Here is a 21,515-nt window from a genome sequence, read left to right on the forward strand (position 1 = left end):
TTGATCAAAAACTCTCTCTCAGCCACTGGCCGATACGCTGAAAACGCCCACCCGTACCTGTCATCAGCGATGATGATCCGGCCTTTACAGAACGCTCTTCAATTCCTGCCACCTGCGGGTAGATCAGAAGCCCAACCGCCGCAGAGAAGGCCGGCCCCTTGGCTGCTTCGGGAAGCCCCGTCACGCCGAGAGGGCGGCCAATTCGCACATTGCGAGCCAGGATACGGCGGGCCACTTCGGGCAGCCCGGCCAGTTGACTGGCTCCGCCCGTCAGGACCACGCGCTTGCCGACAATCTGGCCGTAGCCCGATTGGTTGAGCCGGTCGCGCGCCAGTTCCAGCGTCTCCTCGACGCGGGCGCGGATAATGCGCGTCAGAACCGCACGGGGATACTGGTTGGGAACATCGCGTCCATCATTGCCGAGCGGCGAGACGCTGATCAGATCGCGGTCATCGGCAGCGCTGGGCAATGCCGAGCCGTGCATGACCTTCAGCCGCTCCGCATCGTCCATGTGAGCCGATAGGCCGCGCGCAACATCCATGGTCACGTGATTGCCACCGATGGCGATGGCGTCGGCGTGAATGAACTTCCCTTCGGAAAAGACAGATATCGTCGTCGTGCCGCCACCCATATCGATGCATGCTGCGCCCATCTCGGCTTCGTCGTCGACAAGCGCGGAAAGACCGCTGGCATAGGGCGTTGCGATCATCGCCTCTACGGACAGATGACAACGGTTGACACATAGCTCAAGGTTGCGCAAAGGCGCCGCATCGGCGGTGAGCACGTGCATCTCTACACCCAGCGTATCGCCGATCATTCCGAGCGGATCGCGAATACCGCGCTCACCATCAAGCCCGTAGGCAATGGGCAGGGAATGAACAAGATGACGCTCGGTCGCGAGCGCCTGTTTTGCGCCCGCCGCAAGGACACGGCGGATGTCGGCCTGGTCAACTTCATGGCCGCCGAGATTGATGCTCGCAGAAAAGCTCTCGCTCTTGAGGCGTCCAGCGGAAATATTGACGATCATCGAGTCGACGGTCAGACCGGCCATGCGCTCGGCAGCGTCCACGGCAAGGCGGATCGCCTGCTCTGCGGCATCAAGATTGACGATCACGCCGGATTTGATACCGCGCGATTTCTGGTGGCCGATACCAAGCACCTCGATGCGATGCGTACGGCCGGGCAGATGCGCGCTTTCCTCACGCGGCCGAAGTCGCGCAATGATGCAGCACACCTTGCTGGAACCGATGTCAAGAACCGTCAAGGAGCGGGTCCGCTTTGCGGATGCCGCTCCAGCCGAGGATGTTTTTCCGTTCAGAATACTCATACACGCTTCTCCGAACGCTTGGACGCTTTGTCTCGCGCCTTCAAATACTCAACCCGCTGTACCATCGCGTCCGGCGTCAACCGGACGACGACCCGGTCTGTCAGGCGCATGTCGACCGATGCGATATCCCGAGACAGAAGTCCGGATTTGCGATCCATATCAACGATGCCGGCAAGCGCCTCATCGATCCGGTATTCCGGCAGCATCAGTGTCACGCCATTCTTCATGACGAGATCCCAGCGCCGGTCGCCGACCCGCGCATAGGCCTTCACCTCACCGGCGATCTGCGGGAAGCCAGCCATTTGCGCCATCAGCAACTTCGCCTGCTTGTCCGCGCCGGCGCCGATGACCAACGGCAGTGATGCGCTGCGTCCTCCGGTGAATGGAACAATCACGCGCCCGTCCGCATCGATGACAGAGAGTTCGCTCCCGTTCTGCCAGACGGCCAGGGCCGTCCGCTCATGGATCGAAATCTGAATTGTATTCGGATAGACCTTGAATACATCGACGGATTCAACCCAGGGCAAGCCGGCGACCGCCTTCTGTGCATCTGCGGCGCTCAATCCCACCAGCGACGTCTCACCATCGAGGCCAAGAGCGCCAAGCACGTCTATCTCAGACGTCTCCTTGTTACCCACAACCTTCACGTCCTCGATGGCAAATCCGAAAGTCGAAGTCGTAACCTTCACGACTTCCGGCGCATGACCACCAAGGATGGCACCATAGGCCCCCGTCAATGCCAGGAATGCCACCGCACCGAACGTTCCGACATGATTCGGTATGGAGACTTCACCTTCGATCATGCGAGCGAAGACGCGCACGGGCTTGCGCAGAAACTTCGGCAGGACGATGCGGAAACGGCCAAAAGTCGCCAACCTGCCCGAAGACACTGGCGCAACACCACGCGGGTGCACATTTTTGCCCTTCAACGCAAACACGATGCGTCCTCCACCATCCAACTCAACAATTCACCGAAGGTATGCCCCGCAGCTTTGGCGATATCAGGCACGAGTGAGGTGGGAGTCATGCCGGGCTGGGTATTAACTTCCAGCCAGATAAGCTCGCCATCTTCGGAAAACCGGTCGTCGTAACGGAAGTCCGACCGGCTGATCCCTTTACATCCAATTGCCTGATGCGCCTTGAGTGCCAGTGTTTGTATTTTTTGGTAAATTTTTAGTGAAATTTTAGCGGGAACCACATGATTTGATCCGCCTGCAACATATTTTGAATCATAATCATAGAACTGGTGCCCGACCGGGATGATTTCGCACACGCCAATGGCGACATCGCCCATGACGGCACAGGTCAATTCCCGCCCATGGATGTAACGTTCGACCATGACCGTATCGCCATATTTCCAGTCGTTTGAAGTGATGACCTGCGGCGGATGGGACTGATCTTCCTTGACGATGACGACGCCGAAACTGGACCCCTCACTGACCGGCTTGACCACGTAAGGCGGCTTCATCGGGTGCGTCGACGTAAAAGCGCGACGATCCATGACCTTGGCTTCAGCCACGGGCACGCCTGCCGCCTTGGCGACGATCTTCGCCTGCTCCTTGTTCATGGCCAGAGCGGAAGCAAGCACGCCCGAATGGGTATAGGGAATTTGGAGATATTCGAGGATGCCCTGAACGGTGCCGTCTTCGCCAAAGGGACCGTGCAACGCATTGAACGCCACATCCGGTTTAAGAGCATTCAGAACAGTCGCAATATCGCGATCGACATCGACCCGCGTGACCTGATACCCCTCCGCCTCGAGCGCATCGGCACAGGCATTGCCCGAGGAGAGGCTTACCGGACGCTCCGATGAAAAGCCACCCATCAGCACTGCAACATGCGTCTTCGCCATCAAGGCAACCCCTCATTCATCCCCATCGCAGGCGGAAAAAGGACATGAGTCAGGGCACATCCGGCGGCCGGGACCGCAGACACCCAAGGCTGATAAAAACCAGCCGACTCAAATCAGTTAACGCTTGTCCCTAAAGAATCAGAGAGTTGATTCGCTGACAAGTCCCCAATGATTCAACAATGAATTTTGGCGTAAAAAAAAGTGTTTTCCGGCTGGAATAGGATATCTGTCCGATACGGGCGTCAGTCTAAAGCAGCTGCCCCATGAACTCGTCAACCTCATGGCCCGGCCGGAAAAGCCCGAGGCGCTTGATCTCCCAATGAAGGCGGATTCCAGATCTTTGCAGAACGCGCGATCGAATTGTTTCACCCAGCGTTTCAAGATCATGGCCAGTTGCCGTGCCGGTGTTGATCATGAAGTTGCAATGCATGGGAGACATTTGCGCACCACCGATCATCAGACCGCGTCCGCCCGCCTTGTCGATTTCTTTCCAGGCCGAGGAACCTTCAGGATTCTTGAACGTCGACCCCCCGGTTTTCTCGCGGATGGGCTGGACCGTTTCGCGATGTTGCTGAACCGCATCCATGGCCGCCTGAATGTCACTCCTGTCGCCTGGCGACCCTTCGAACAGTGCAGAGGTGAATATCAGATCGTTTGCTGCGCCGGAATGACGGTATGCGTAGCCCATGTCTGCATTGGAAAGGATATGCACCTCACCCTTGCGATCAAGAGCCCGCACCTCCACCACCCGCTCGCGGGTCTCGACGCCATTGGCGCCCGCATTCATGCGTAATGCACCGCCAATACCGCCCGGTATCCCATGATAAAAATGGAAGCCCGCAATGCCTGCCTCCAAAGCCACTGCCGCAACACGCTTGTCCGGTGTGGCCGCACCCGCCCTCAGTTGCGTTTCGCCTATGCGTTCGACCTCGCCAAAGCCCTTCGCCGACAGGCGAACGACGAATCCGCGTATGCCTCCGTCGCGCACCAGGAGATTGGAGCCGATACCGACGGTCAGGATCGGATACTCCTCGGGAACAGCTTTCAGGAACTCAGAAAGATCTTCCTCATCGGCCGGCTGGAACATGACCTCAGCCGGGCCACCCGCACGGAACCATGTTACTTTTTCCATGCCCAGGTTCGGCGTCAGACGCCCGCGCAATCCCGAGAACCGATCGCCCAGCTTTTTCAACAGGGCTTCGCCATCAACCAATGAATACATAATTTCCTTCCAGCAGCCTCCGCCCCAAACGGCAACCGCCAAATCTAGAGCGCCGCAAGTTCCTTTGGCAAGGCATAGGCCCATTGCGTGATGTTGCCGGCACCGAGAAAGATGACAAAATCATCGGGTTTCGCGATCTCTGCGATCAACGGCGCGACGTCTTGCGGACCGCTTATGTACCGCGCGTCGCGATGTGCTGCAGTTCTGATGCGCGAGACCAGCGCTTCGGACGTAATGCCCTCGATCGGATCCTCGCCGGCCGTATAGACCGGAGCAACGATCACAGTATCGGCATCATTGAAGCAGGCGGCAAATTCATCAAACAGGCTGGCGAGTCGGGTGAAGCGATGCGGCTGGACCACGGCGATCACGCGGCCCTTGGCGGAATCGCGCGCTGCCTTCAGCACGGCCTTTATCTCGACCGGATGATGACCGTAATCGTCGAATATCTCGACACCGTTCCATGTTCCCGTATGGGTAAACCGGCGTTTGACACCACCGAACGAGGATAATCCTTTTTTGATGTCGTCAGCAGAAATACCAAGCTCATGCGCCACTGCGATCGCTGCGGTTGCATTGGAGACGTTGTGGCGGCCAGGCATGGGGAGACGAAGACCATTGATCTCGATTGTTTCGCCGGTCTTGCGCTTGGCGATCTGGACATCAAAGCGCGAGCTGGCGCCGTCGACGACCAAATTGACAAAACGCACATCCGCCTGCGGATTCTCGCCATAGGTAATGACCCGGCGATCCTCGATGCGGGACACCAGCGACTGCACTTCCGGATGGTCGAGGCACATGACGCCAAATCCGTAGAACGGAACATTTTCGACAAATTGCCGGAACGCTTCGCGCACCCGATCGAATGTTCCATAATGATCAAGATGTTCCGGATCGATGTTGGTGACGACAGCAACGTCAGCCGGAAGTTTCAGGAATGTGCCGTCGCTCTCGTCCGCTTCCACGACCATCCAGTCGCCCTCACCCATGCGCGCATTGGTGCCATAGGCATTGATGATGCCGCCATTGATGACGGTCGGATCAAGATTACCGGCATCGAGCAGCGTCGCGACCATGGAAGTCGTTGTCGTCTTGCCATGCGTGCCGCCGATAGCCACGGCCTTGCGAAAACGCATCAGCTCGGCCAGCATTTCCGCGCGGCGAACCACCGGCAGCAGCCTTTCGCGCGCAGCGATCAGCTCCGGATTGGATTTCTTGATGGCCGTCGAGACCACCACGACTTCAGCATCGCCTATGTTCTCGGCCTTATGGCCAACGAATGTCTCGATGCCCTTTTCGCGCAGACGCTGCACATTGGCGCTGTCTGCCTGATCGGACCCCTGGACCTTGTAGCCGAGATTGTGCAGGACTTCGGCAATGCCGCTCATGCCGATACCGCCAATACCGATGAAATGAACAAGGCCGATGTTGAGCGGCATCTTCATGGACGCACTCCTTTTTTGAATTCTTCAATATGCTGGCCGGACGCAATAGCCTCTGCGAGGTCCGCAAGCAACCTTGCAGCGTACGGCTTGCCGGTGCTGCGAGCTTTTTCCGCAACAAAGGCCAGACGCGACGGCTCGTTCATCGCACTCGTAAGGATAGCGGCGATGCGCTCAGGCGAGAGTTCCGACTGGTTGATGACATCTGCACCACCTGCCGCCTGCAACGCGGCCGCATTGGCCGCCTGATCGTGATCCAGTGCATGGGGAAAGGGGACGAGTATGGCGGGGCGACCGATGGCGGCGATCTCGGACACAGTCGACGCGCCGGACCGGGCAAAAACCAATTGCGCATCGGCTATGCGGCGGGGCATATCCTTGAAGAACGAGGCGATGTCGGCCTTGACACCCAATGCCTGATACGCAGCGCGCACCTGTCCCTCGTCCTCGGGCCGTGCCTGCTGCGTCAATACAAGACGCGCTCGATCAGCCGGTGCAAGCAACCCGATGGCCGCCGGCACAGCGGTTGAAAAGTATTGGGCGCCCTGACTGCCGCCAAATACGAGCAAGTGGAACGGCTGATCCGCCTGCGAGGCAACATACGGCTTGCCGACTTCTGACAGGACCGCCGGGCGAACAGGATTGCCGGTCACGATTGTCTTGTTGGCAAAGGCACCGCCATTGTCAGGAAGGAATCCTCCGGCAATAGCATCGACACGGGCGCCAAGCGCCCTGTTGGCGCGCCCCATCACCGCATTCTGTTCGTGGACGAGTGTCGGAATTTTCATCCCGCTCGCCGCATAAAGCGGCGGCAAGGTTGGGTAGCCGCCAAAGCCGGCGACAAGCCTGGGTTTCACCGCTCGAAAGAGTTTGCGGGAATCGAGATTTCCCTGCCACAGCGTCCAGAATGTCTTCGCCAGCGATATTGGATTACGCCCCGCAATGGTGGCTGATCGTACAACATGGATCTTTGCTGGAAACGCGCCGGTAAAGCGCGTGGCTCGATCATCGGTGGCGAGGTGGATCTCCCAGCCGCGCGCAATGAGCTCATGCGCCAAGGCCTCGGCCGGGAAAAGATGGCCGCCGGTCCCGCCGGCGGCAAGAAAGATAACCCCCTTCGTCATCGTTCAGATGCTACCTGCGAATGTGCGCATCTTCGCGTCGACCAGGGTGGCGGAGCGCCGTGCCTCGGGCCGGCGCCGCGTCAGTGCAAGCAAGAGCCCGGTGGAGATCGCAACAGCGATCAGCGACGAACCGCCGTAGGAGATGAATGGAAGTGTCATGCCCTTTGCCGGCATCAGATGCAGATTGACCGACATGTTGATGATCGACTGGAACCCGAACAGGATCACCAAGCCGGAAACCGAGAGCCGCGTAAAGTCATCCCGTTCCTTCAGGGCAATCGACAGGCCACGAATGACGATGAACGCGAAAATGACGACGATCAACAGGCAGAGCGCGATGCCATACTCCTCCGCAGTGACCGAGAAGATGAAATCGGTGTGGCTATCGGGGATGATGCGCTTGATCGTGCCCTCGCCCGGCCCCTGCCCGAACCAGCCGCCACGAATGATCGCTTCGCGTCCGGTATCGACCTGGAACGTATCGCCTTCGCCGGTCAGGAACCGATCGATACGGCCTGCCACATGCGGAAACACGGTGTAGGCACCGAAGAAACCGCCCACGGCAAGGATACCGAGACCGATGATCCACAGCCAGGGCACGCCTGCCATGAAGAACATAGCACCCCAGGTTATCGCAGTCAGAATCGTCTGCCCGAGGTCGGGCTGCGCAACCAGCAGTGCGGCCACCACGCAGAACAACACCATTGAGAAAAAGTTGCCCGGTATATCCTTGCGCCTTTCATTCTCGGCAAACAGCCACGCGCAAACGATCACGAAGGCTGGTTTCATGAATTCCGATGGCTGGATTGATATGCCGGCGAGTGAAACCCAACGTCGCGCGCCCTTGACTTCGATGCCGAAGAAGAGGGCACCCACCATGGCAACCAGCGAGATTCCGAGCATGATCATGGCAAACCGCCGGATTGTCCGCGGCGCCATGAAGGACACGGCGAACATCACGACCACTGCAGGTACCATGAACAGCGCCTGACGCTTGACGAAGTGGAAGCTGTCCAGCCCGATGCGTTCGGCGACAGCAGGGCTTGCCGCGAAGGACAGCAATATGCCGAGTCCCATCAGTGCCAGACAGGCCGCCAGGAGAAAACGATCGATCGTCCACCACCAGTCGGCTACGGGACCACGGTCAACACGGCTTACCATCTAGAGCCCTCCAATTGGTGATGCGCCTGCAAGCGCCAGGACGGCGGAGCGAAAAGTCTCGCCACGCTTCTCGAAATTCTGAAACTGGTCAAAACTGGCGCAGGCCGGCGACAGCAAGACGACCGGCTCCGCCGCGCCGTCACTTGCCGCGTCGCGTGCAGCATGCTCGACCGCCGCATCGATCGTGCCGGATATCTCATACCGGGCAGCTTCGCCGAGGGTTGCAGCAAACTGTGGCGCAGCCTCGCCAATCAAATAGGCCTTGGCAATGCGCGGGAAGAAACCCGAGAGCGATGCGATACCGCCCTCCTTGGCAAGGCCGCCCGCGATCCAGTAAATGCGCGGGAATGACGAGAGCGCCGGCGCAGCGGCATCGGCATTGGTGGCCTTGGAATCGTTGACGAACAGCGTTTTGCCCAGCTTGGCAACCTGCTCCATGCGATGAGCCAGACCGGGGAAGGTTCTCAATCCTGTATTGATATCCTCATTGGACAATCCGACTGAACGGCAGGCTGCAAATGCGGCTAGCGCGTTTTGCGCATTGTGCTCGCCCCGCAGCGAGCCAATGCACGCCAGCGATGCGACCTTTGTTATTGTCCCGTTCGCAGCATGGAAGAGGTCCGGGCCCTCGGCAAAGTAGCCGTCGCGGATGGGCATGCGCTTTGATATGCGGATTACCGGCTTGCCCGTACGCTCCAGCCGATCGGCTATCGCCGCGCAAAAGCTGTCGTCGACGGCGATGATCGCAGTCTGGCTTCCTGCAACAAGACGCTCCTTGATCTCGGCGTAATGCTGCATCGTTCCGTGGCGATCCAGATGGTCCGGCGTCAGATTCAACAATATCCCGGCCGTGGGGTTGAGCGAGGGCGCCAGATCGATCTGGTACGAGGAGCACTCGACAACATAATAGCGCTCGTCGGCCGGCGGCTGCAAAGTCATGACGGCAGTGCCGATATTTCCCCCGAGCTGCATGTCGCGGCCGGATGTCTTGATGATGTGCGCGATCAGCGCCGTCGTCGTCGACTTGCCGTTGGTGCCGGTGATTGCAATGAACGGGCTATTCGTACGCGCGAGATTTCGCTCGCGTGTGAACAGCTCGACGTCTCCGATGACTTCGACTCCTGCGGCCTTGGCCAGATCCACCGTCCAATGCGGGCGCGGATGGGTGAGCGGCACTCCAGGCGACAGGATGAAGGACGAGAACTGTTTCCAGTCCGTTTGCCGCAGATCGCCGGTTTCGATACCCGCATTTCGGGCCCGCGAGACGCTCTCGGGATTGTCGTCCCAGGCAACGACCCTCGCTCCCCCAGCCACAACCGCCTGTGCGGTCGCAATGCCCGAACCGCCGAGCCCGAACAGGGCGACAGTTTTGTCCTTCATGGAGTAGGCAGCGATCATGCAATGGGCCTTACCTGAGTTTAAGCGTGGAAAGGCCGATCAGCGCCAGGATCACGGCGATGATCCAGAACCGGATCACCACCTGGCTCTCGGTCCAGCCCTTCTTTTCGAAATGATGATGGATCGGCGCCATGAGGAACACGCGCTTGCCGGTCATCTTGAACGAGGCAACCTGGATGATGACGGACATGGCTTCCATGACGAACACTCCGCCGATGATGGCGAGGACAATTTCGTGTTTGGTGGCGACCGCGACGGCACCAATCAGACCGCCCAGCGCAAGCGACCCCGTGTCACCCATGAAGATTGCGGCGGGTGGCGCATTGAACCAGAGGAAACCGAGCCCCGCACCGATGACGGAACCAAGCACCACGGCAAGCTCACCAGTGCCTGGCGTGAAGTGTATTTGCAGATAGTCAGCAAAGATCGCATTACCGGAAAGATAGGCGATAACCCCGAATGACGCCGCCGCTATCATCACGGGAACAGTGGCAAGACCATCCAGTCCATCGGTGAAATTGACCGCGTTGCCGGCGCCGACCATGACGAAGGCGGCAAACGGAATGAAGAAGATGCCGAGATTGAGGATCAGTTGCTTGGCGAATGGAAAGGTCAGCGACGAGGAGAAGGGCTCCTGCCCCGCCCACATGATGGCAAGACCAGCCAGTCCGGCAATGAGAAACTCTATTCCGAGGCGCGCACGCGCCGAAAAGCCCTTGAATGTCTGCTTGCTGACTTTCAGGTAGTCATCATAAAAGCCAATGGCCCCGAAACAGAGCGCGACCAGCAGGACGATCCAGACATAGACATTGGACCAGTTGGCCCAGAGCAGTGACGAGACAAGGATGCCCGTCATGATCATGAGGCCGCCCATCGTCGGTGTGCCGGCCTTCTTGAAATGCGTCTGTGGGCCGTCGGCGCGGATCGGTTGTCCGCGCCCCTGCCGTATCCGCAGCGAATCGATGATGCGGGGTCCAAACAGAAAGACAATCAGCGCCGATGTAATCAGCGCACCGCCGGTCCTGAACGTGATGTAGCGGAACACGTTGAGAAACTGCATATGTTCCGCCAGACCGGCGAGATAATAAAGCATCAGCTATTCCCCATAGCCGCAGGCTCATTCGGCAGGACCGACAGGCTCCACGGTGTTGTATTTCTGCAAAAGCGTTTTGACGATCTGGGAAAATCCGGTCCCCTTCGACGACTTGATCATGATCACGTCACCGGCCCTGATCGTGTTCAGCAATTGCGGTTGCAATTCGTCTACGCTCTGCCTGTATTCGGCGTGAAATTCAACCGGCATGGCCGCTTTGAGGGCCGCCATCTCCGGTCCGCCCAGAAAAACCATGTTGATATTGTTGGCCGCGATGACCGATGACAGTTCAGCATGCAGCTTGGGTGCCTGTTTGCCCAGTTCCAGCATGTCACCGAGGACAGCGATGCGCCGGCCTTTTCCCGTGGGGGTAGCAGCCGCCAGCAGTTCAATCGCGGCACGCATCGATGCCGGGTTGGCATTGTAGCTCTCGTCGATCAGCGTGAATGTGCCCTTGGCGACTTCGAGCGTATGGCGGGCGCCGCGCCCACTCTCTGGCCGGAGCGATGCCAGCGCCAGCGTCACCTTGGTCATGTCAGTGCCAGTCAGGTGCGCGGCTCCCAGCACTGCCAGGACATTCTGCACTATATGACGCCCCGGCGCGCCAATCTTTGCAACGACTTCCTCACCCGCCAGGCGTGCTGTCATGCAGGAGCAGTCACCATGAAGCTTCAGTTTGACCAGCCGGTAGTCGGCTTTTGCGTTTTCGCCAAAGCTCTTGATGTGCTCGACGCCGGCAGCTCGTGCGAGCGTGTCCAGCAACTTGAAATGCTTGTCATCGCGGTTGAGCAGCGCATACCCACCCGGCACTATCCCCTCAAAGATTTCCGCCTTGGCCGCAGCGATCTCCTGGAGGTTCCTGAAATGGCCAAGATGGGCAGGAGCGATCAGCGTGATCAGGGCGACATGCGGGCGAACCATCTTGACCAGGGGGCGGATTTCATCGGCATGGTTCATGCCGATCTCGAATACGCCGTAATCCGCATCCGCCGGCATACGGGCCAATGTAAGCGGGACGCCCCAATGATTGTTGAATGATGCAACCGACGCATGCACCTTGCCGGCGTTGGCAAGGACATGGCGCAGCGCTTCCTTGGTGGTCGTCTTGCCGACCGAACCAGTGACCGCAATAATCTGCGCGTGAGAACGTTCCCGCGAGGCAATGCCGAGCCGTGTCATGGCGGCCAGCACGTCATCGACCACGATCATTGGTGCCTTGAGCTTTCCAAGCGCAGGCAATTTGGCTTCAGCGACAACCAGCAGGGCCGCACCGGCCGCCACCGCTGCCGTCGCATAGTCATGACCGTCGAGCGCATCGCCCTTGATGGCGAAGAAAGCCTCACCCTTGCGCAAGGTGCGTGTATCGATCGAAATGCCGGTGATCCCCTCGGGCAGCTTGCCCACGGGTCTCCCATGCATCGCCTCGATCATTGCCTCCGACGTCCAGAGCAGACTCATGCGCCATTCTCCCTGGCGAGCCGGTCTTTCAGTGCCTGGCCGACTTCGGCATGGTCCGAGAAGGGTAGAACCACATCCCCCACCGTCTGGCCCTCCTCATGGCCCTTGCCGGCAACAATGAGCGTATCTCCCGATTTCATCATGGCCACTGCTTCGCGAATGGCCTCGCGGCGATCGGGGATTTCGCGAGCTCCCGGCGCTGCGGCCAGGATTTCGGAGCGGATCGTGGCAGGCACTTCGGAACGCGGATTGTCGTCGGTCACGATGACGACGTCTGCAAGCCGCGTGGCTATCTCACCCATCATGGGGCGCTTGCCCTTGTCGCGATCACCGCCGCATCCGAAGACGACGATGACGCGGCCGGTCGTGAAGGGCCGGACTGAGGCAAGGACGTTTTCCAGCGCATCAGGTTTGTGGGCATAGTCGACATAAGCCGGAGCCCCCTCCTCGGTTGCGCCGACGAGGTCAAGGCGCCCTGGCGCGCCCTTGAGTCGCTCCAGGCCGCGCATGGCGGCAGCGGCGGGAACACCGGTTGCAATCGCGAGGCCGGCCGCAACCAAGCCGTTGGCGACTTGGAAATCGCCCGCGAGCGGAAGCGTGATCTCAAAAATTTCACCATTGATCTGCACTTCAACGTGCTGGCGAAACCGTTCATGCTCGACGCGCTTCAACGTGATGAAATCGCCCTTGCGGCCAACTGTCAGCACCTGGCAGCCAGCTTCGCTGGCAGCGGCAATTGTCGGCTTGGAAAAGGGATCGTCAGCAAAGATCACGGCTGGAGCGCCCTTCGGCAGCAATTCCGTGAAGAGGCGCAATTTGGCTGCGTGATATTCTTCGACGGTCGCGTGATAATCCATGTGGTCGCGGCCGAGATTGGTAAAGGCTCCTGCGGAAAGCCGAACGCCGTCCAACCGGCGCTGGTCAAGCCCATGGGACGAAGCTTCCATCGCTGCGTGGGTCACGCCCTCTTCGACCAGTTCCTGCAGCAATTTGTGCAATTCCACCGGATCCGGCGTGGTAAGCGAACCGTAGTCGTCACGTTTGGGCGAAATGACGCCCGTCGTGCCAATGCTGGCAGAAGCGAAGCCAGCCTGGGCCCAGATCTGGCGTGTAAACGACGCCACTGAGGTTTTTCCACTTGTCCCGGTGATGGCGACCATGACATCAGGCTGAAGCTTATAGAAACTTGCCGCCGCCAGGGCCAATGTGCGGCGCGGATCGTCCACATAGATGATGGGAACTGCGATCTTGCCGAGCTTCGCACCTTTGGATGTGACGATGACTGTTGCACCCCGTGCCGCTGCATCGGCCGCGTAGGCAGCTCCGTCGGACTTGGATCCCTTGAGCGCCGCGAAGAGGAAGCCGCGCTCCACCAAACGGGAGTCCGAAGTCAGACCATTGATCGTATTCTCCCCGATTTCGGAGATCGCCAAGGCAGGAATGCCATTCAGATCTTTCAGTTTCATGGCCGGACTGGAACCCATTCTTCAAACATTATTCTTCATGAACTCATCAAGTCAGCTCGCAATGCGCATCGTTTTGAGTCGAATCTGCGGCAACTAGTCATCAAAGGTCACCATCATTGGAGCAGATTCTTGTTCTTCACCGAAATCAGGCTTCACGCCGAGGAAAGATGCCGACCGCCGGATAATATCGGCCACCATCGGCGCAGCATTGAACCCGGCCGTGGCGCCAACCTTGCCTTCCTCGGCCTTTGGTTCATCGATGATGGTCAAGACAACATATTCCGGCTTGTCGATCGGAAATGACGCAACGAAGGCATTGAACCGCACATCGCTCGAATAACGGCCATTGACGACCTTTTCCGCGGTACCTGTCTTGCCACCGACGCGATAGCCGGGAACGGTTGCGCGGTTACCGGAACCACCCGAGCCTTTCTCGGCGTTCAGGCGATAGAGATAGCGCATGTCCTCGCTGGTCTTTTCATTCACAACCTGCTTTGCCACCTTGTTGGCCTCTTCGATCGTACGCGGCAGGAAGGTTGGTTCAATCAACTTGCCGCCATTCATCAGGGCAGCAGCGCCGACAGCGGTCTGAAGCGGCGTCGTCGCCATTCCGTGCCCAAAAGCGATGGTGATCGAGTGCACCTTTTTCCAGACTTTTGGCTCCATCGGACGAGCCACTTCCGGCAGCTCCGTTGTCATGCGATCCAGGAGCCCCAGGCGGTGCAGGAACTCCCGGTGGCCCTCGATGCCCACAACATCGGCTTCCTTTGCCGAGCCGATGTTCGACGAGTAAATGAACACCTCCGGCAAGGTCAGAATGCGATGCTTGCCGTGAAAGTCGCGGATTGTCTGATGCCCGATGGTGATCGGCCGGCTAGCATCGAATGTGCTGCTCAAATTGACCTTGCCTGAATCCAGCGCCATTGCAGTCGTAAAGCTCTTGATGGTCGATCCCATCTCGAACGTGCCTGCCGACATGCGGTTAAGCCGGTCCTTGTCGAGCGCATTGAACGGATTGTTGGGATCGAAATCCGGGGCCGATGCCATGGCCAGCACCTCGCCTGTTCGAACATTGAGCACCACCGCACCTGCCGCTATGGCGCGATAGCGCTGCATCGCATTGACCACGACATCGCGCACGACATGCTGGACACGCAGATCGATCGACAAACGTACCGGTTCAAGCGACCGGCTGTCGGCAAGGCCGACATCCCTCAGATCAGACAGACCCTGTTCATCAATATACTTCTCCATGCCGGCGATACCCTGGTTGTCGATATTGACAAGGCCAAGGATATGCGAAGCCGTGGGCCCGCCTGGATAGAAGCGCGATTTTTCAGTTCTGAACCCGATGCCCGGGATACCCAGCGCCATGATCTGGCTCTTTTGCTGCGGCGTCAGACCACGCTTGAGCCAGGCGAAGCCGGACCCGCTCTTGAGGCGGCTGTATGTCTGTTCGAAATTGAGATCGGGCAGCACCGTCGAAAGAAGTTCAATTGCCTCGTCCGGATCGACAATCTTGCGTGGCTCCGCGTAAAGCGAGGCAGTCTTGATGTCGGTCGCCAGAACTTCACCATTGCGATCGAGGATGTCGGGACGCGAAGCGAGCCCTGACCCGGTCGGACCGTTATAGCCTGAGGTATCTTCCTGCATGCCGTAATAGACAAGGCGACCGCCGATAATCCCGTAGATACCCATGAAACAGGCAATAGCCATAACCACGCGGTTACGGGCACGATTGCCGGATTTCTTCTTCCTGGAATCCAGTTCGAGCGCTGGCGCGGTGCTCGCTCCAAGCTCAGATTTCTTCCGCTTGATCCAGATCCCGGCCATCAGTAGAGCCCCACTCCCTTTGGTGCTGCCTTTGGTGCTACCTTCGGAACGCTGCGTATCGGTGGTTTTGGAACCGCCTTCGGCTTGACAATGCTTCCGGTCGTGGTGACGTCGGGTTTGATGGTCCCTGCTGCACTTGCTTCGGTGATGATACTGGCTACGTCATCAAGGTCCTCCACCACTGGCCTTGGCTGGGGGAGTTCGTTGATCGTAACGATCTGCTGTGCCTCGACCTGCTGAAGCTCGAGCTGCCCCTGGAAGGATTCCACCAGTTTCTGCAACCGGTTCGGCTGGGTCAGCAGGCTCCAGTCGGCCTTGAGCAAATCAATCGTATCGCGCTCATCGGTGATCATGCGCTCGAGCTTGTTGACCTGTGCCATCTGCTTCTCAGCGTCGTGCTTGATCTTGTAGGTCACGGCCGCCGCCATGATCATCAGTCCGATCAAAATAATGTCGAAGGTACGCAGCACAGGTCAGCTCCTCGCCGTTTCATGAAAAACCGGAAGATTGGGCAGGCCGTAGATCGAGTGATCTTCGGCGAGCGGCGGATTGTCCGTGCGAATGCCAGCGCGCAGCTTGGCAGAACGTGCGCGGGGGTTACGGGCAGACTCGGCTTCGCTCGGCGCAACAATACCCTTGCCGATCGGGGTAAAGCTGGCCAGACGCTGCTCAAGCTGCGGCAGATGACGCGACCCGCCGCCTGTTCCCGAACGATCCGCGAAGAAGCGTTTGACGATGCGGTCTTCCAGTGAATGAAACGTCACGACGACCAGGCGTCCGTCAGGCTTGAGAACACGTTCCGCCGCATGCAGCGCTCGAACCAGTTCACCCAGTTCGTCATTGACAAAAATGCGCAGCGCCTGGAACACCCGTGTTGCGGGGTGAATGGGCACTTTCGGATTTCTGCCAACAAGCGCTTCGATTGCATTGGCAAGGTCGCGCGTACGGGTAAAGGGCTCGGATGCCCTACGCTTTTCGATCATGCGGGCAATGCGACCGGCATGCCGTTCTTCACCCAGAAAATTGAAGATTCGAGCCAGATCGCCCGTTTTCAACCGGTTGACGACGTCGGCAGCACTGGGCCCGGAGCTCGACATGCGCATGTCGAGCGGCCCATCCTTCTGGAATGAAAATCCACGTTCGGCCTCATCGATCTGCATGGAGGATACGCCGATGTCGAGAACGATGCCGTCCGGGGCGCCCAGCAGCGCCACCTGGTCGAGGGTAGAGAACGTGCCCTGAACGAGCGTCAGCCGGCCCCCGTATTCCCTCTCCATCGCCCGTCCGGCTTCGATCGCCGAGGGATCCCGATCAACGGCCGTAACGGATGCACCGGTCTGGAGAATGCGCCTGGTGTAACCGCCCGCACCGAATGTGCCGTCGATGACGAGCTGACCATTGGAAGGCTGAAGCGCAGCGATCACTTCCTCGATCAGAACCGGTATATGGCGTCCGTTACCATCCGCATCCGACGTGACGTCGCTGCCCGGGCCGGCCATCAGCTGCTCCCTGCCGGAGCGCTCAGTTCCCGCTGCCGACGTTGCTCCGCCAGGCGCGCTCGGACCCTTGCCCGATGTGTCTCGAACTGGTCCGGCTGCCACATCTGAAAATGTGTATTGGCGCCCGCAAAGGTCACATCGGCCGAGATGCCGGTATGCTCGCGAATAAAGTCTGTAACCGTAATCCGTCCGTCCCCGTCGAGCTTCAGGAAGCCCCCATCCGCGTGCAGATAGAAAGACATATCGTCCGCTGTTTCTGCGAAGGGATCCTCCTGCCCCAGATGCTTGTCGAAGCGGGTCAGAAGTTCCGGTCCGCCCACATCGAGAGCAGGCAGGTGCAACGAGCGAAGCGCATAGAGTTCCGTGTACCCCGCCATCTGGATGATCGAACGAAATGGCGCCGGAACGGAGACCCGTCCCTTGGCATCGATCTTGTTCGTTACATGTCCGAGGAACCGGTTCAAACCACAACCCTGCCGTTTTTGCCCCGGGCGTCATAGGGGCCTCGATCATTTCCAACTCTGCTTCGCTCCTCTTTCGTTTCGAAGCGCGAGCGCCATCAATAGGAGTCGGAGCACCGGCAAAGTGAGCCGAGCGCCTACCCTGGCAAGCCAAATCCAATGTCGGGAAACACCGTGTCGACTGAACGCTACTGATGAAATCAAGCGATATCATGGGGCACTATGGGCGTCAATGGGACTAGAGCACACTGGATGGGAGTGGGCCCGCAATTCCAGCACACTTCCGGCGATTCTGAATTTATCGCTCATTAAGCTTAATGAAGGGTTAGGACTATCGCGCGAGGTGTAAGCGAACACCGCCGCACGCAACGTCGCCGGGCATGCCCGCGATGAAAAATTGAAGTGCCAGCTGGCCTGTAAGCCGGGTTCTGTATGGCCGGGTTTTCACCCGGCGCGGCAGCCATTCATCTTGGACGGATGTTGCCATCCGCCTCCTGCAACCTACCCGGACGACTGACCCGGAAACTGATCGCCGGACTTTCGCCCAGCACGCCGTCCCTATTCGGTTTTGCTCCCGGTGGGGTTTGCCATGCCGCCGCTGTTACCAGTTGCGCGGTGGGCTCTTACCCCACCCTTTCACCCTTACCCCGTCATTCCTTGCGTCCAGTCCACTATCCCTTGTCGCAATTCCGGATGGAAAACCGCTTCACACTTTTCCTGGAATTACTCTGGACCCGGCACAACGAAAGACGGGGCGGTTTCCTTTCTGTGGCACTTTCCCTGGGGTCGCCCCCGCCGGACGTTATCCGGCACCGTGTTTCCCTGGAGCCCGGACTTTCCTCACATGCCGCCTTTCGGCTTATGACATGCGCGGCTGCCCGGCCAGCTGGCGATCCGTATAAATGCGTTCTTAGGGAAAAACGCAAATGAAAAAGCCGGCGGAGCGATCCACCGGCTTTTTAAGGCAGTCAAAGCAAGCGCAAAGCTTACATGGAAGCCATCTGTGTCTTTACCTTGGCGCAATAATTGGCCGAGACCGGGTTCATGCGGGTGGCGCCGTGGCCGGCATTGTACCGCAGGATCGTTCCGCACGTTGTGCCATTGCCGAGCTTGTGTGCCCCCGCAAGATATTTCATTCCCCAACGGATGTTCGTGTCCGGGTTGTAAAGAGCCTCGCGCGAACCGGTATACCCAAGGCCACGTGCAGTCTCGAGCTTGATCTGCATCAGGCCAATTTCGCCGGCACTGCCTGTGGTGTTCGGCTGGTAGTTGCTCTCGACGCTGATGACCGCATTGGCCAATGCCACCGGCACGCCATAGGATGCCGCGTAGGAATTGATGATCGTCGAATACTTGGTCGGTCCCATCGCCGAAGCGATGCTGCCGGTTGTCATCGTGTCGATGCTACCGATTGTCTTGTTCGTCACAACTGTCTTTTCACGGGCCTTGGCCTGGACGACGGGACGCTTGTGCGAAGCGGCCTTCCTGCTCACACGCTGCTGCTTTGCGGCAGCAGTTGCCTTGCTGACACGCGACTGCTTGGCAGCAGCTGTTTTCTTGACAACAGGTGCCTTGGCGGCACTCGTTTTGACTTTACCCTTTGGCTGAACCGCCTTAGTCGACTTATCGGTTGCCTTTGATTTCAGCTCATTTGCCCGTTTCGCCTTGATGAAGTCAGCGAGATTCGTAGGAGCTGCCGAACTGCTTAGTGCCGAACTCGAGCCGTAGAGGGCCATCGCCCCGAGAAGGGCGAAAATCATACCAAATTTTTTTGTCATCGTTTTCCGTCTAAATGCTTGGGCCGCACGAACGTGCACGCCGGGATCATTCCGTCGCCCAAAAATCAAAGGGGCAGAGCCGGAACACTGGCCAAGGATTTGACGGTCCAATGCAGCCGAATATTGGTCGGCCAAATAACTTTGTGTAACCCATTGAAATATATAGGTTGCACTGCACAAAATGAGGCTAAAAAGGCTTTTTTGTTCAATAAGTTACGCAGTCAGCACCGGAAGGGCAGAAAGCAGTCGATGCAGCGTCTCGATGGTTGACATGTCCGCGACTCCATCGACTTTTTCAGGGCGAAAGTGGCGTTGAAACGCCAAAATGCCCAATTCTGTCGCCGATCCGAACACTCCATCGATCGGGACGCCATAGCCGTAGACGGCCAGCATCGACTGAAGAGCTTCGACAGGCTGCCCCTCGTCCCCCAGGGAGAAGAAGCGGCCGCCGCGCACAGGTGAAGGGATAACCCAGTGACCCACGCCGGCATCGTAGAGAACAGGCCACGGAAACTTTTCGCCCGGATCGATCTTGCGAGCGGGCGCAATATCGGAATGTGCCAGGACCGCCTCTGGCCGGATGCCATGGCGTGAGATAATGCCTTTGCACAGATCGATAACGGCATCGATCTGCTGGCTCTTGAAATCGGGGAAATCGAGCAAGGGACCCTCATTGACGATCTCGATCCCGATCGAACTCGAATTGATATCCGTCTCGCCCTTCCAGGAGCTCTGGCCAGCGTGCCACGCACGCTCGCTCTCCGGAACCATTTGTACAACGCGGCCATCTTCGTGAACGAGATAATGCGCCGACACCTCGCTTGCCGGGTTTGCCAGCCAGCTTTCGGCAGCCGCACCGGTCTCCATGCCAGTGTAATGAAGGATAAGCAGAGAGGGCCGCTTGCCGTCCCTGCGAGGTCCGAAATTCGGTGAGGCATGAACTTCAGCGCGCAAATGGTTGGATTCAAACGCTTTCATATGCCTTCAGGTCTTTTTCGACTTTTTCCCAGGCCGCATTGATCGCGGCAATACGCTGATTGGCAATTGCGATGAATTCTTCCGGGACGCCGCGGGCCATCAGCATGTCCGGATGGTTTTCACGAACCAACGCCCGGTATTGCTTGCGGGCCGCTTCAAAGCTGACGTCCCGCGAGAGGCCGAGGACGAGATAGGGATCGGCATGCCCCCTTCCGGCATGACGTGCCAGGATCCGATCAAACTGTGCTTCGTCAAGCTCGAATATCTCGGCTACAGTGCCGAGAAAAGTCAGTTCCTTGTCATGCAGCGCGCCGTCTGCCTTGGCGATGTGAAACAGCCCATCGAGCACGTCCTCGAGCATCTTGCAATTCGGCTTGCCGCTGCCGCAAAGCCCCGCCAGTTGGGTCGCATAGGCCTCGTACCCAGCCACGTCCTGCTTTGCGAGATTATACAGCCGCGACACCTGATCCTGATACTGTTGCGGCACATGGAAAATGTCGTGAAAAGCATTGACCTCGACCTGCGAGACCACGCCGTCCGCCTTGGCCATCTTGGCCGACAGTGCAATCATGGCAATCGAGAATGCCACGCGGCGCCGGGTTTCCGGATCACCCTCAAAAGCTGTCCGCACCGCCTCGATGAGGCTTGAGAAAGCATCAATCGCGGTGCTGGTGATGAAATCGCTGATACGGCGCCAAATCGACATGAGCTTCGTTTTATCAAATTCTCTCGCAATTGCGAGAGCGATAATAAAAAGCCGGCCCGAAGGCCGGCCATTTATTGAGTTTCATATTGCTTTATTGAACGCCAAGTGCCTCCTTGATGGCCTTCTCGGCGGCATCCGCAGCAGCAGTGACCTGCTCAGCAGTCTGACCCGCCGCCTTGGCAGCTTCCTCAGCGGCCGTTCGTGCCGTTGCAACGGCAGCCTGCTTCTGTTCGGCAGTCATCGTTGCAGCCTGTTCCTTGAGCTTGTTGAGCGTGTCCTGTGCATTCATGGGCGCCGCCGGGGCAGCCGGTGCCTCGGTTTTCGCTGGCTCAGCGGGAGCTGGTGCCGAGGCGGCGGGCGTTGGTTCCGGGGCCGCAGTCGTTGGTGCCGGAGCTGGTGCGGGCTGCTCGGTCGTTGCCGGAGCCTGTTCGGATTTCTTCTCGCCTTCGCCGCAGGCCGCAAGTGTCAAAAGCGAAACGGCCGCAAGCGAAACAACTAATTTATTCCTCATGGTTTTCCTCTCCGAAATTTGATGTGGCCCCTCGAATTCCACATTACTCAAATTCGAGCCGCATTGGTTTTTGTTTTCAGTTCCAGTTGATTTTCATGTGGATATCAATCGTTTCGCAGAAAATTGGTTGCGAGCGCCTCCACCGATTGCGCTTGCCGCCCGGTCCTGACTATTGTCGCATTGGTGGACGATGCCCGCCATTTTAC

19 protein-coding genes and 1 other RNA gene are annotated in these 21,515 nt (G+C 58.5%); all 20 read right to left on the reverse strand.

Annotation, left to right across the window (positions count from 1 at the left end; all coding sequences use genetic code 11):
* Positions 1–4: 4 nt before the first annotated feature.
* The 20 genes from ftsA to K9U38_RS20035 all read right to left on the reverse strand — a co-directional run bounded on the left by ftsA (position 5) and on the right by K9U38_RS20035 (position 21,309).
* A complete protein-coding gene (gene ftsA, locus K9U38_RS19940) occupies positions 5–1,327 on the reverse strand; it encodes a cell division protein FtsA (protein ID WP_224496102.1) in 1,323 nt (440 codons plus the stop codon).
* A complete protein-coding gene (locus tag K9U38_RS19945; protein ID WP_224496103.1) occupies positions 1,324–2,265 on the reverse strand; it encodes a cell division protein FtsQ/DivIB in 942 nt (313 codons plus the stop codon). The genes ftsA and K9U38_RS19945 overlap by 4 nt, the downstream gene beginning before the upstream one ends.
* Complete coding sequence (locus K9U38_RS19950) at positions 2,253–3,179, reverse strand: D-alanine--D-alanine ligase (protein WP_224496104.1); 927 nt, start codon at positions 3,177–3,179, stop codon at positions 2,253–2,255. Before K9U38_RS19950 ends, K9U38_RS19945 begins: the two co-directional genes overlap by 13 nt.
* Before the next feature lie 247 nt (positions 3,180–3,426).
* Positions 3,427–4,401: a UDP-N-acetylmuramate dehydrogenase gene (gene murB / locus K9U38_RS19955; protein WP_224496105.1), complete on the reverse strand. Its 975-nt coding sequence runs from the start codon at positions 4,399–4,401 to the stop codon at positions 3,427–3,429.
* 44 nt (positions 4,402–4,445) lie between these two features.
* Positions 4,446–5,846 (reverse strand): UDP-N-acetylmuramate--L-alanine ligase, encoded by a 1,401-nt coding sequence (gene murC, locus K9U38_RS19960; RefSeq protein ID WP_224496106.1) that lies wholly within the window; start codon positions 5,844–5,846, stop codon positions 4,446–4,448.
* Complete coding sequence (murG, locus tag K9U38_RS19965) at positions 5,843–6,967, reverse strand: undecaprenyldiphospho-muramoylpentapeptide beta-N-acetylglucosaminyltransferase (protein ID WP_224496107.1); 1,125 nt, start codon at positions 6,965–6,967, stop codon at positions 5,843–5,845. The genes murC and murG overlap by 4 nt, the downstream gene beginning before the upstream one ends.
* Positions 6,968–6,970: 3 nt before the next feature.
* Positions 6,971–8,128, reverse strand: a complete 1,158-nt coding sequence (gene ftsW, locus K9U38_RS19970) for a putative lipid II flippase FtsW (protein ID WP_224496108.1) — start codon at positions 8,126–8,128, stop codon at positions 6,971–6,973.
* Positions 8,129–9,526 (reverse strand): UDP-N-acetylmuramoyl-L-alanine--D-glutamate ligase, encoded by a 1,398-nt coding sequence (gene murD / locus K9U38_RS19975; RefSeq protein ID WP_224496109.1) that lies wholly within the window; start codon positions 9,524–9,526, stop codon positions 8,129–8,131.
* 10 nt (positions 9,527–9,536) lie between these two features.
* Positions 9,537–10,619: a phospho-N-acetylmuramoyl-pentapeptide-transferase gene (gene mraY, locus K9U38_RS19980; protein WP_224496110.1), complete on the reverse strand. Its 1,083-nt coding sequence runs from the start codon at positions 10,617–10,619 to the stop codon at positions 9,537–9,539.
* Positions 10,620–10,643: 24 nt separating this feature from the next.
* Positions 10,644–12,077, reverse strand: coding sequence for a UDP-N-acetylmuramoylalanyl-D-glutamyl-2,6-diaminopimelate--D-alanyl-D-alanine ligase (locus K9U38_RS19985; protein ID WP_224496111.1), 1,434 nt, complete (start codon positions 12,075–12,077; stop codon positions 10,644–10,646).
* A complete protein-coding gene (locus K9U38_RS19990) occupies positions 12,074–13,543 on the reverse strand; it encodes a UDP-N-acetylmuramoyl-L-alanyl-D-glutamate--2,6-diaminopimelate ligase (protein WP_224496112.1) in 1,470 nt (489 codons plus the stop codon). Before K9U38_RS19990 ends, K9U38_RS19985 begins: the two co-directional genes overlap by 4 nt.
* Before the next feature lie 93 nt (positions 13,544–13,636).
* Complete coding sequence (locus tag K9U38_RS19995; RefSeq protein WP_224496113.1) at positions 13,637–15,376, reverse strand: peptidoglycan D,D-transpeptidase FtsI family protein; 1,740 nt, start codon at positions 15,374–15,376, stop codon at positions 13,637–13,639.
* A complete protein-coding gene (gene ftsL / locus K9U38_RS20000; protein WP_224496114.1) occupies positions 15,376–15,846 on the reverse strand; it encodes a cell division protein FtsL in 471 nt (156 codons plus the stop codon). The genes K9U38_RS19995 and ftsL overlap by 1 nt, the downstream gene beginning before the upstream one ends.
* 3 nt (positions 15,847–15,849) lie before the next feature.
* The gene (gene rsmH, locus K9U38_RS20005; RefSeq protein ID WP_224496115.1) at positions 15,850–16,875 is read right to left on the reverse strand and encodes a 16S rRNA (cytosine(1402)-N(4))-methyltransferase RsmH; all 1,026 of its coding nucleotides are present in this window, start codon (positions 16,873–16,875) and stop codon (positions 15,850–15,852) included.
* Positions 16,875–17,339: a division/cell wall cluster transcriptional repressor MraZ gene (mraZ, locus tag K9U38_RS20010; RefSeq protein WP_224496116.1), complete on the reverse strand. Its 465-nt coding sequence runs from the start codon at positions 17,337–17,339 to the stop codon at positions 16,875–16,877. The genes rsmH and mraZ overlap by 1 nt, the downstream gene beginning before the upstream one ends.
* 398 nt (positions 17,340–17,737) lie before the next feature.
* Positions 17,738–18,226: RNase P RNA component class A (gene rnpB / locus K9U38_RS20015), an RNA gene on the reverse strand.
* 96 nt (positions 18,227–18,322) lie between these two features.
* Entirely contained in the window at positions 18,323–19,114 is a 792-nt protein-coding gene (locus K9U38_RS20020) for a lytic transglycosylase domain-containing protein (RefSeq protein WP_224496117.1), read from the reverse strand.
* 213 nt (positions 19,115–19,327) lie between these two features.
* Complete coding sequence (locus K9U38_RS20025) at positions 19,328–20,092, reverse strand: peptidoglycan recognition protein family protein (protein WP_224496118.1); 765 nt, start codon at positions 20,090–20,092, stop codon at positions 19,328–19,330.
* Entirely contained in the window at positions 20,079–20,798 is a 720-nt protein-coding gene (locus K9U38_RS20030; RefSeq protein WP_224496119.1) for a J domain-containing protein, read from the reverse strand. The genes K9U38_RS20025 and K9U38_RS20030 overlap by 14 nt, the downstream gene beginning before the upstream one ends.
* A gap of 91 nt (positions 20,799–20,889) precedes the next feature.
* Complete coding sequence (locus tag K9U38_RS20035) at positions 20,890–21,309, reverse strand: hypothetical protein (protein WP_224496120.1); 420 nt, start codon at positions 21,307–21,309, stop codon at positions 20,890–20,892.
* Positions 21,310–21,515 lie beyond the last annotated feature (206 nt).

This window comes from Phyllobacterium lublinensis (genome assembly GCF_020164435.1).
GTDB lineage: Bacteria > Pseudomonadota > Alphaproteobacteria > Rhizobiales > Rhizobiaceae > Phyllobacterium > Phyllobacterium lublinensis.

Excerpts from the sequence above, each read along its gene's own strand:
- ftsA (WP_224496102.1), bottom strand. The coding sequence starts at position 1,327 with ATGAGTATTCTGAACGGAAAAACATCCTCGGCTGGAGCGGCATCCGCA.
- K9U38_RS19950 (WP_224496104.1), bottom strand. The coding sequence starts at position 3,179 with ATGGCGAAGACGCATGTTGCAGTGCTGATGGGTGGCTTTTCATCGGAG.
- murB (WP_224496105.1), bottom strand. The coding sequence starts at position 4,401 with ATGTATTCATTGGTTGATGGCGAAGCCCTGTTGAAAAAGCTGGGCGAT.
- murC (WP_224496106.1), bottom strand. The coding sequence starts at position 5,846 with ATGAAGATGCCGCTCAACATCGGCCTTGTTCATTTCATCGGTATTGGC.
- murG (WP_224496107.1), bottom strand. The coding sequence starts at position 6,967 with ATGACGAAGGGGGTTATCTTTCTTGCCGCCGGCGGGACCGGCGGCCAT.
- ftsW (WP_224496108.1), bottom strand. The coding sequence starts at position 8,128 with ATGGTAAGCCGTGTTGACCGTGGTCCCGTAGCCGACTGGTGGTGGACG.
- murD (WP_224496109.1), bottom strand. The coding sequence starts at position 9,526 with ATGATCGCTGCCTACTCCATGAAGGACAAAACTGTCGCCCTGTTCGGG.
- mraY (WP_224496110.1), bottom strand. The coding sequence starts at position 10,619 with ATGCTTTATTATCTCGCCGGTCTGGCGGAACATATGCAGTTTCTCAAC.
- K9U38_RS19985 (WP_224496111.1), bottom strand. The coding sequence starts at position 12,077 with ATGAGTCTGCTCTGGACGTCGGAGGCAATGATCGAGGCGATGCATGGG.
- K9U38_RS19990 (WP_224496112.1), bottom strand. The coding sequence starts at position 13,543 with ATGAAACTGAAAGATCTGAATGGCATTCCTGCCTTGGCGATCTCCGAA.
- K9U38_RS19995 (WP_224496113.1), bottom strand. The coding sequence starts at position 15,376 with ATGGCCGGGATCTGGATCAAGCGGAAGAAATCTGAGCTTGGAGCGAGC.
- rsmH (WP_224496115.1), bottom strand. The coding sequence starts at position 16,875 with ATGGCCGGCCCGGGCAGCGACGTCACGTCGGATGCGGATGGTAACGGA.
- K9U38_RS20020 (WP_224496117.1), bottom strand. The coding sequence starts at position 19,114 with ATGACAAAAAAATTTGGTATGATTTTCGCCCTTCTCGGGGCGATGGCC.
- K9U38_RS20025 (WP_224496118.1), bottom strand. The coding sequence starts at position 20,092 with ATGAAAGCGTTTGAATCCAACCATTTGCGCGCTGAAGTTCATGCCTCA.
- K9U38_RS20030 (WP_224496119.1), bottom strand. The coding sequence starts at position 20,798 with ATGTCGATTTGGCGCCGTATCAGCGATTTCATCACCAGCACCGCGATT.
- K9U38_RS20035 (WP_224496120.1), bottom strand. The coding sequence starts at position 21,309 with ATGAGGAATAAATTAGTTGTTTCGCTTGCGGCCGTTTCGCTTTTGACA.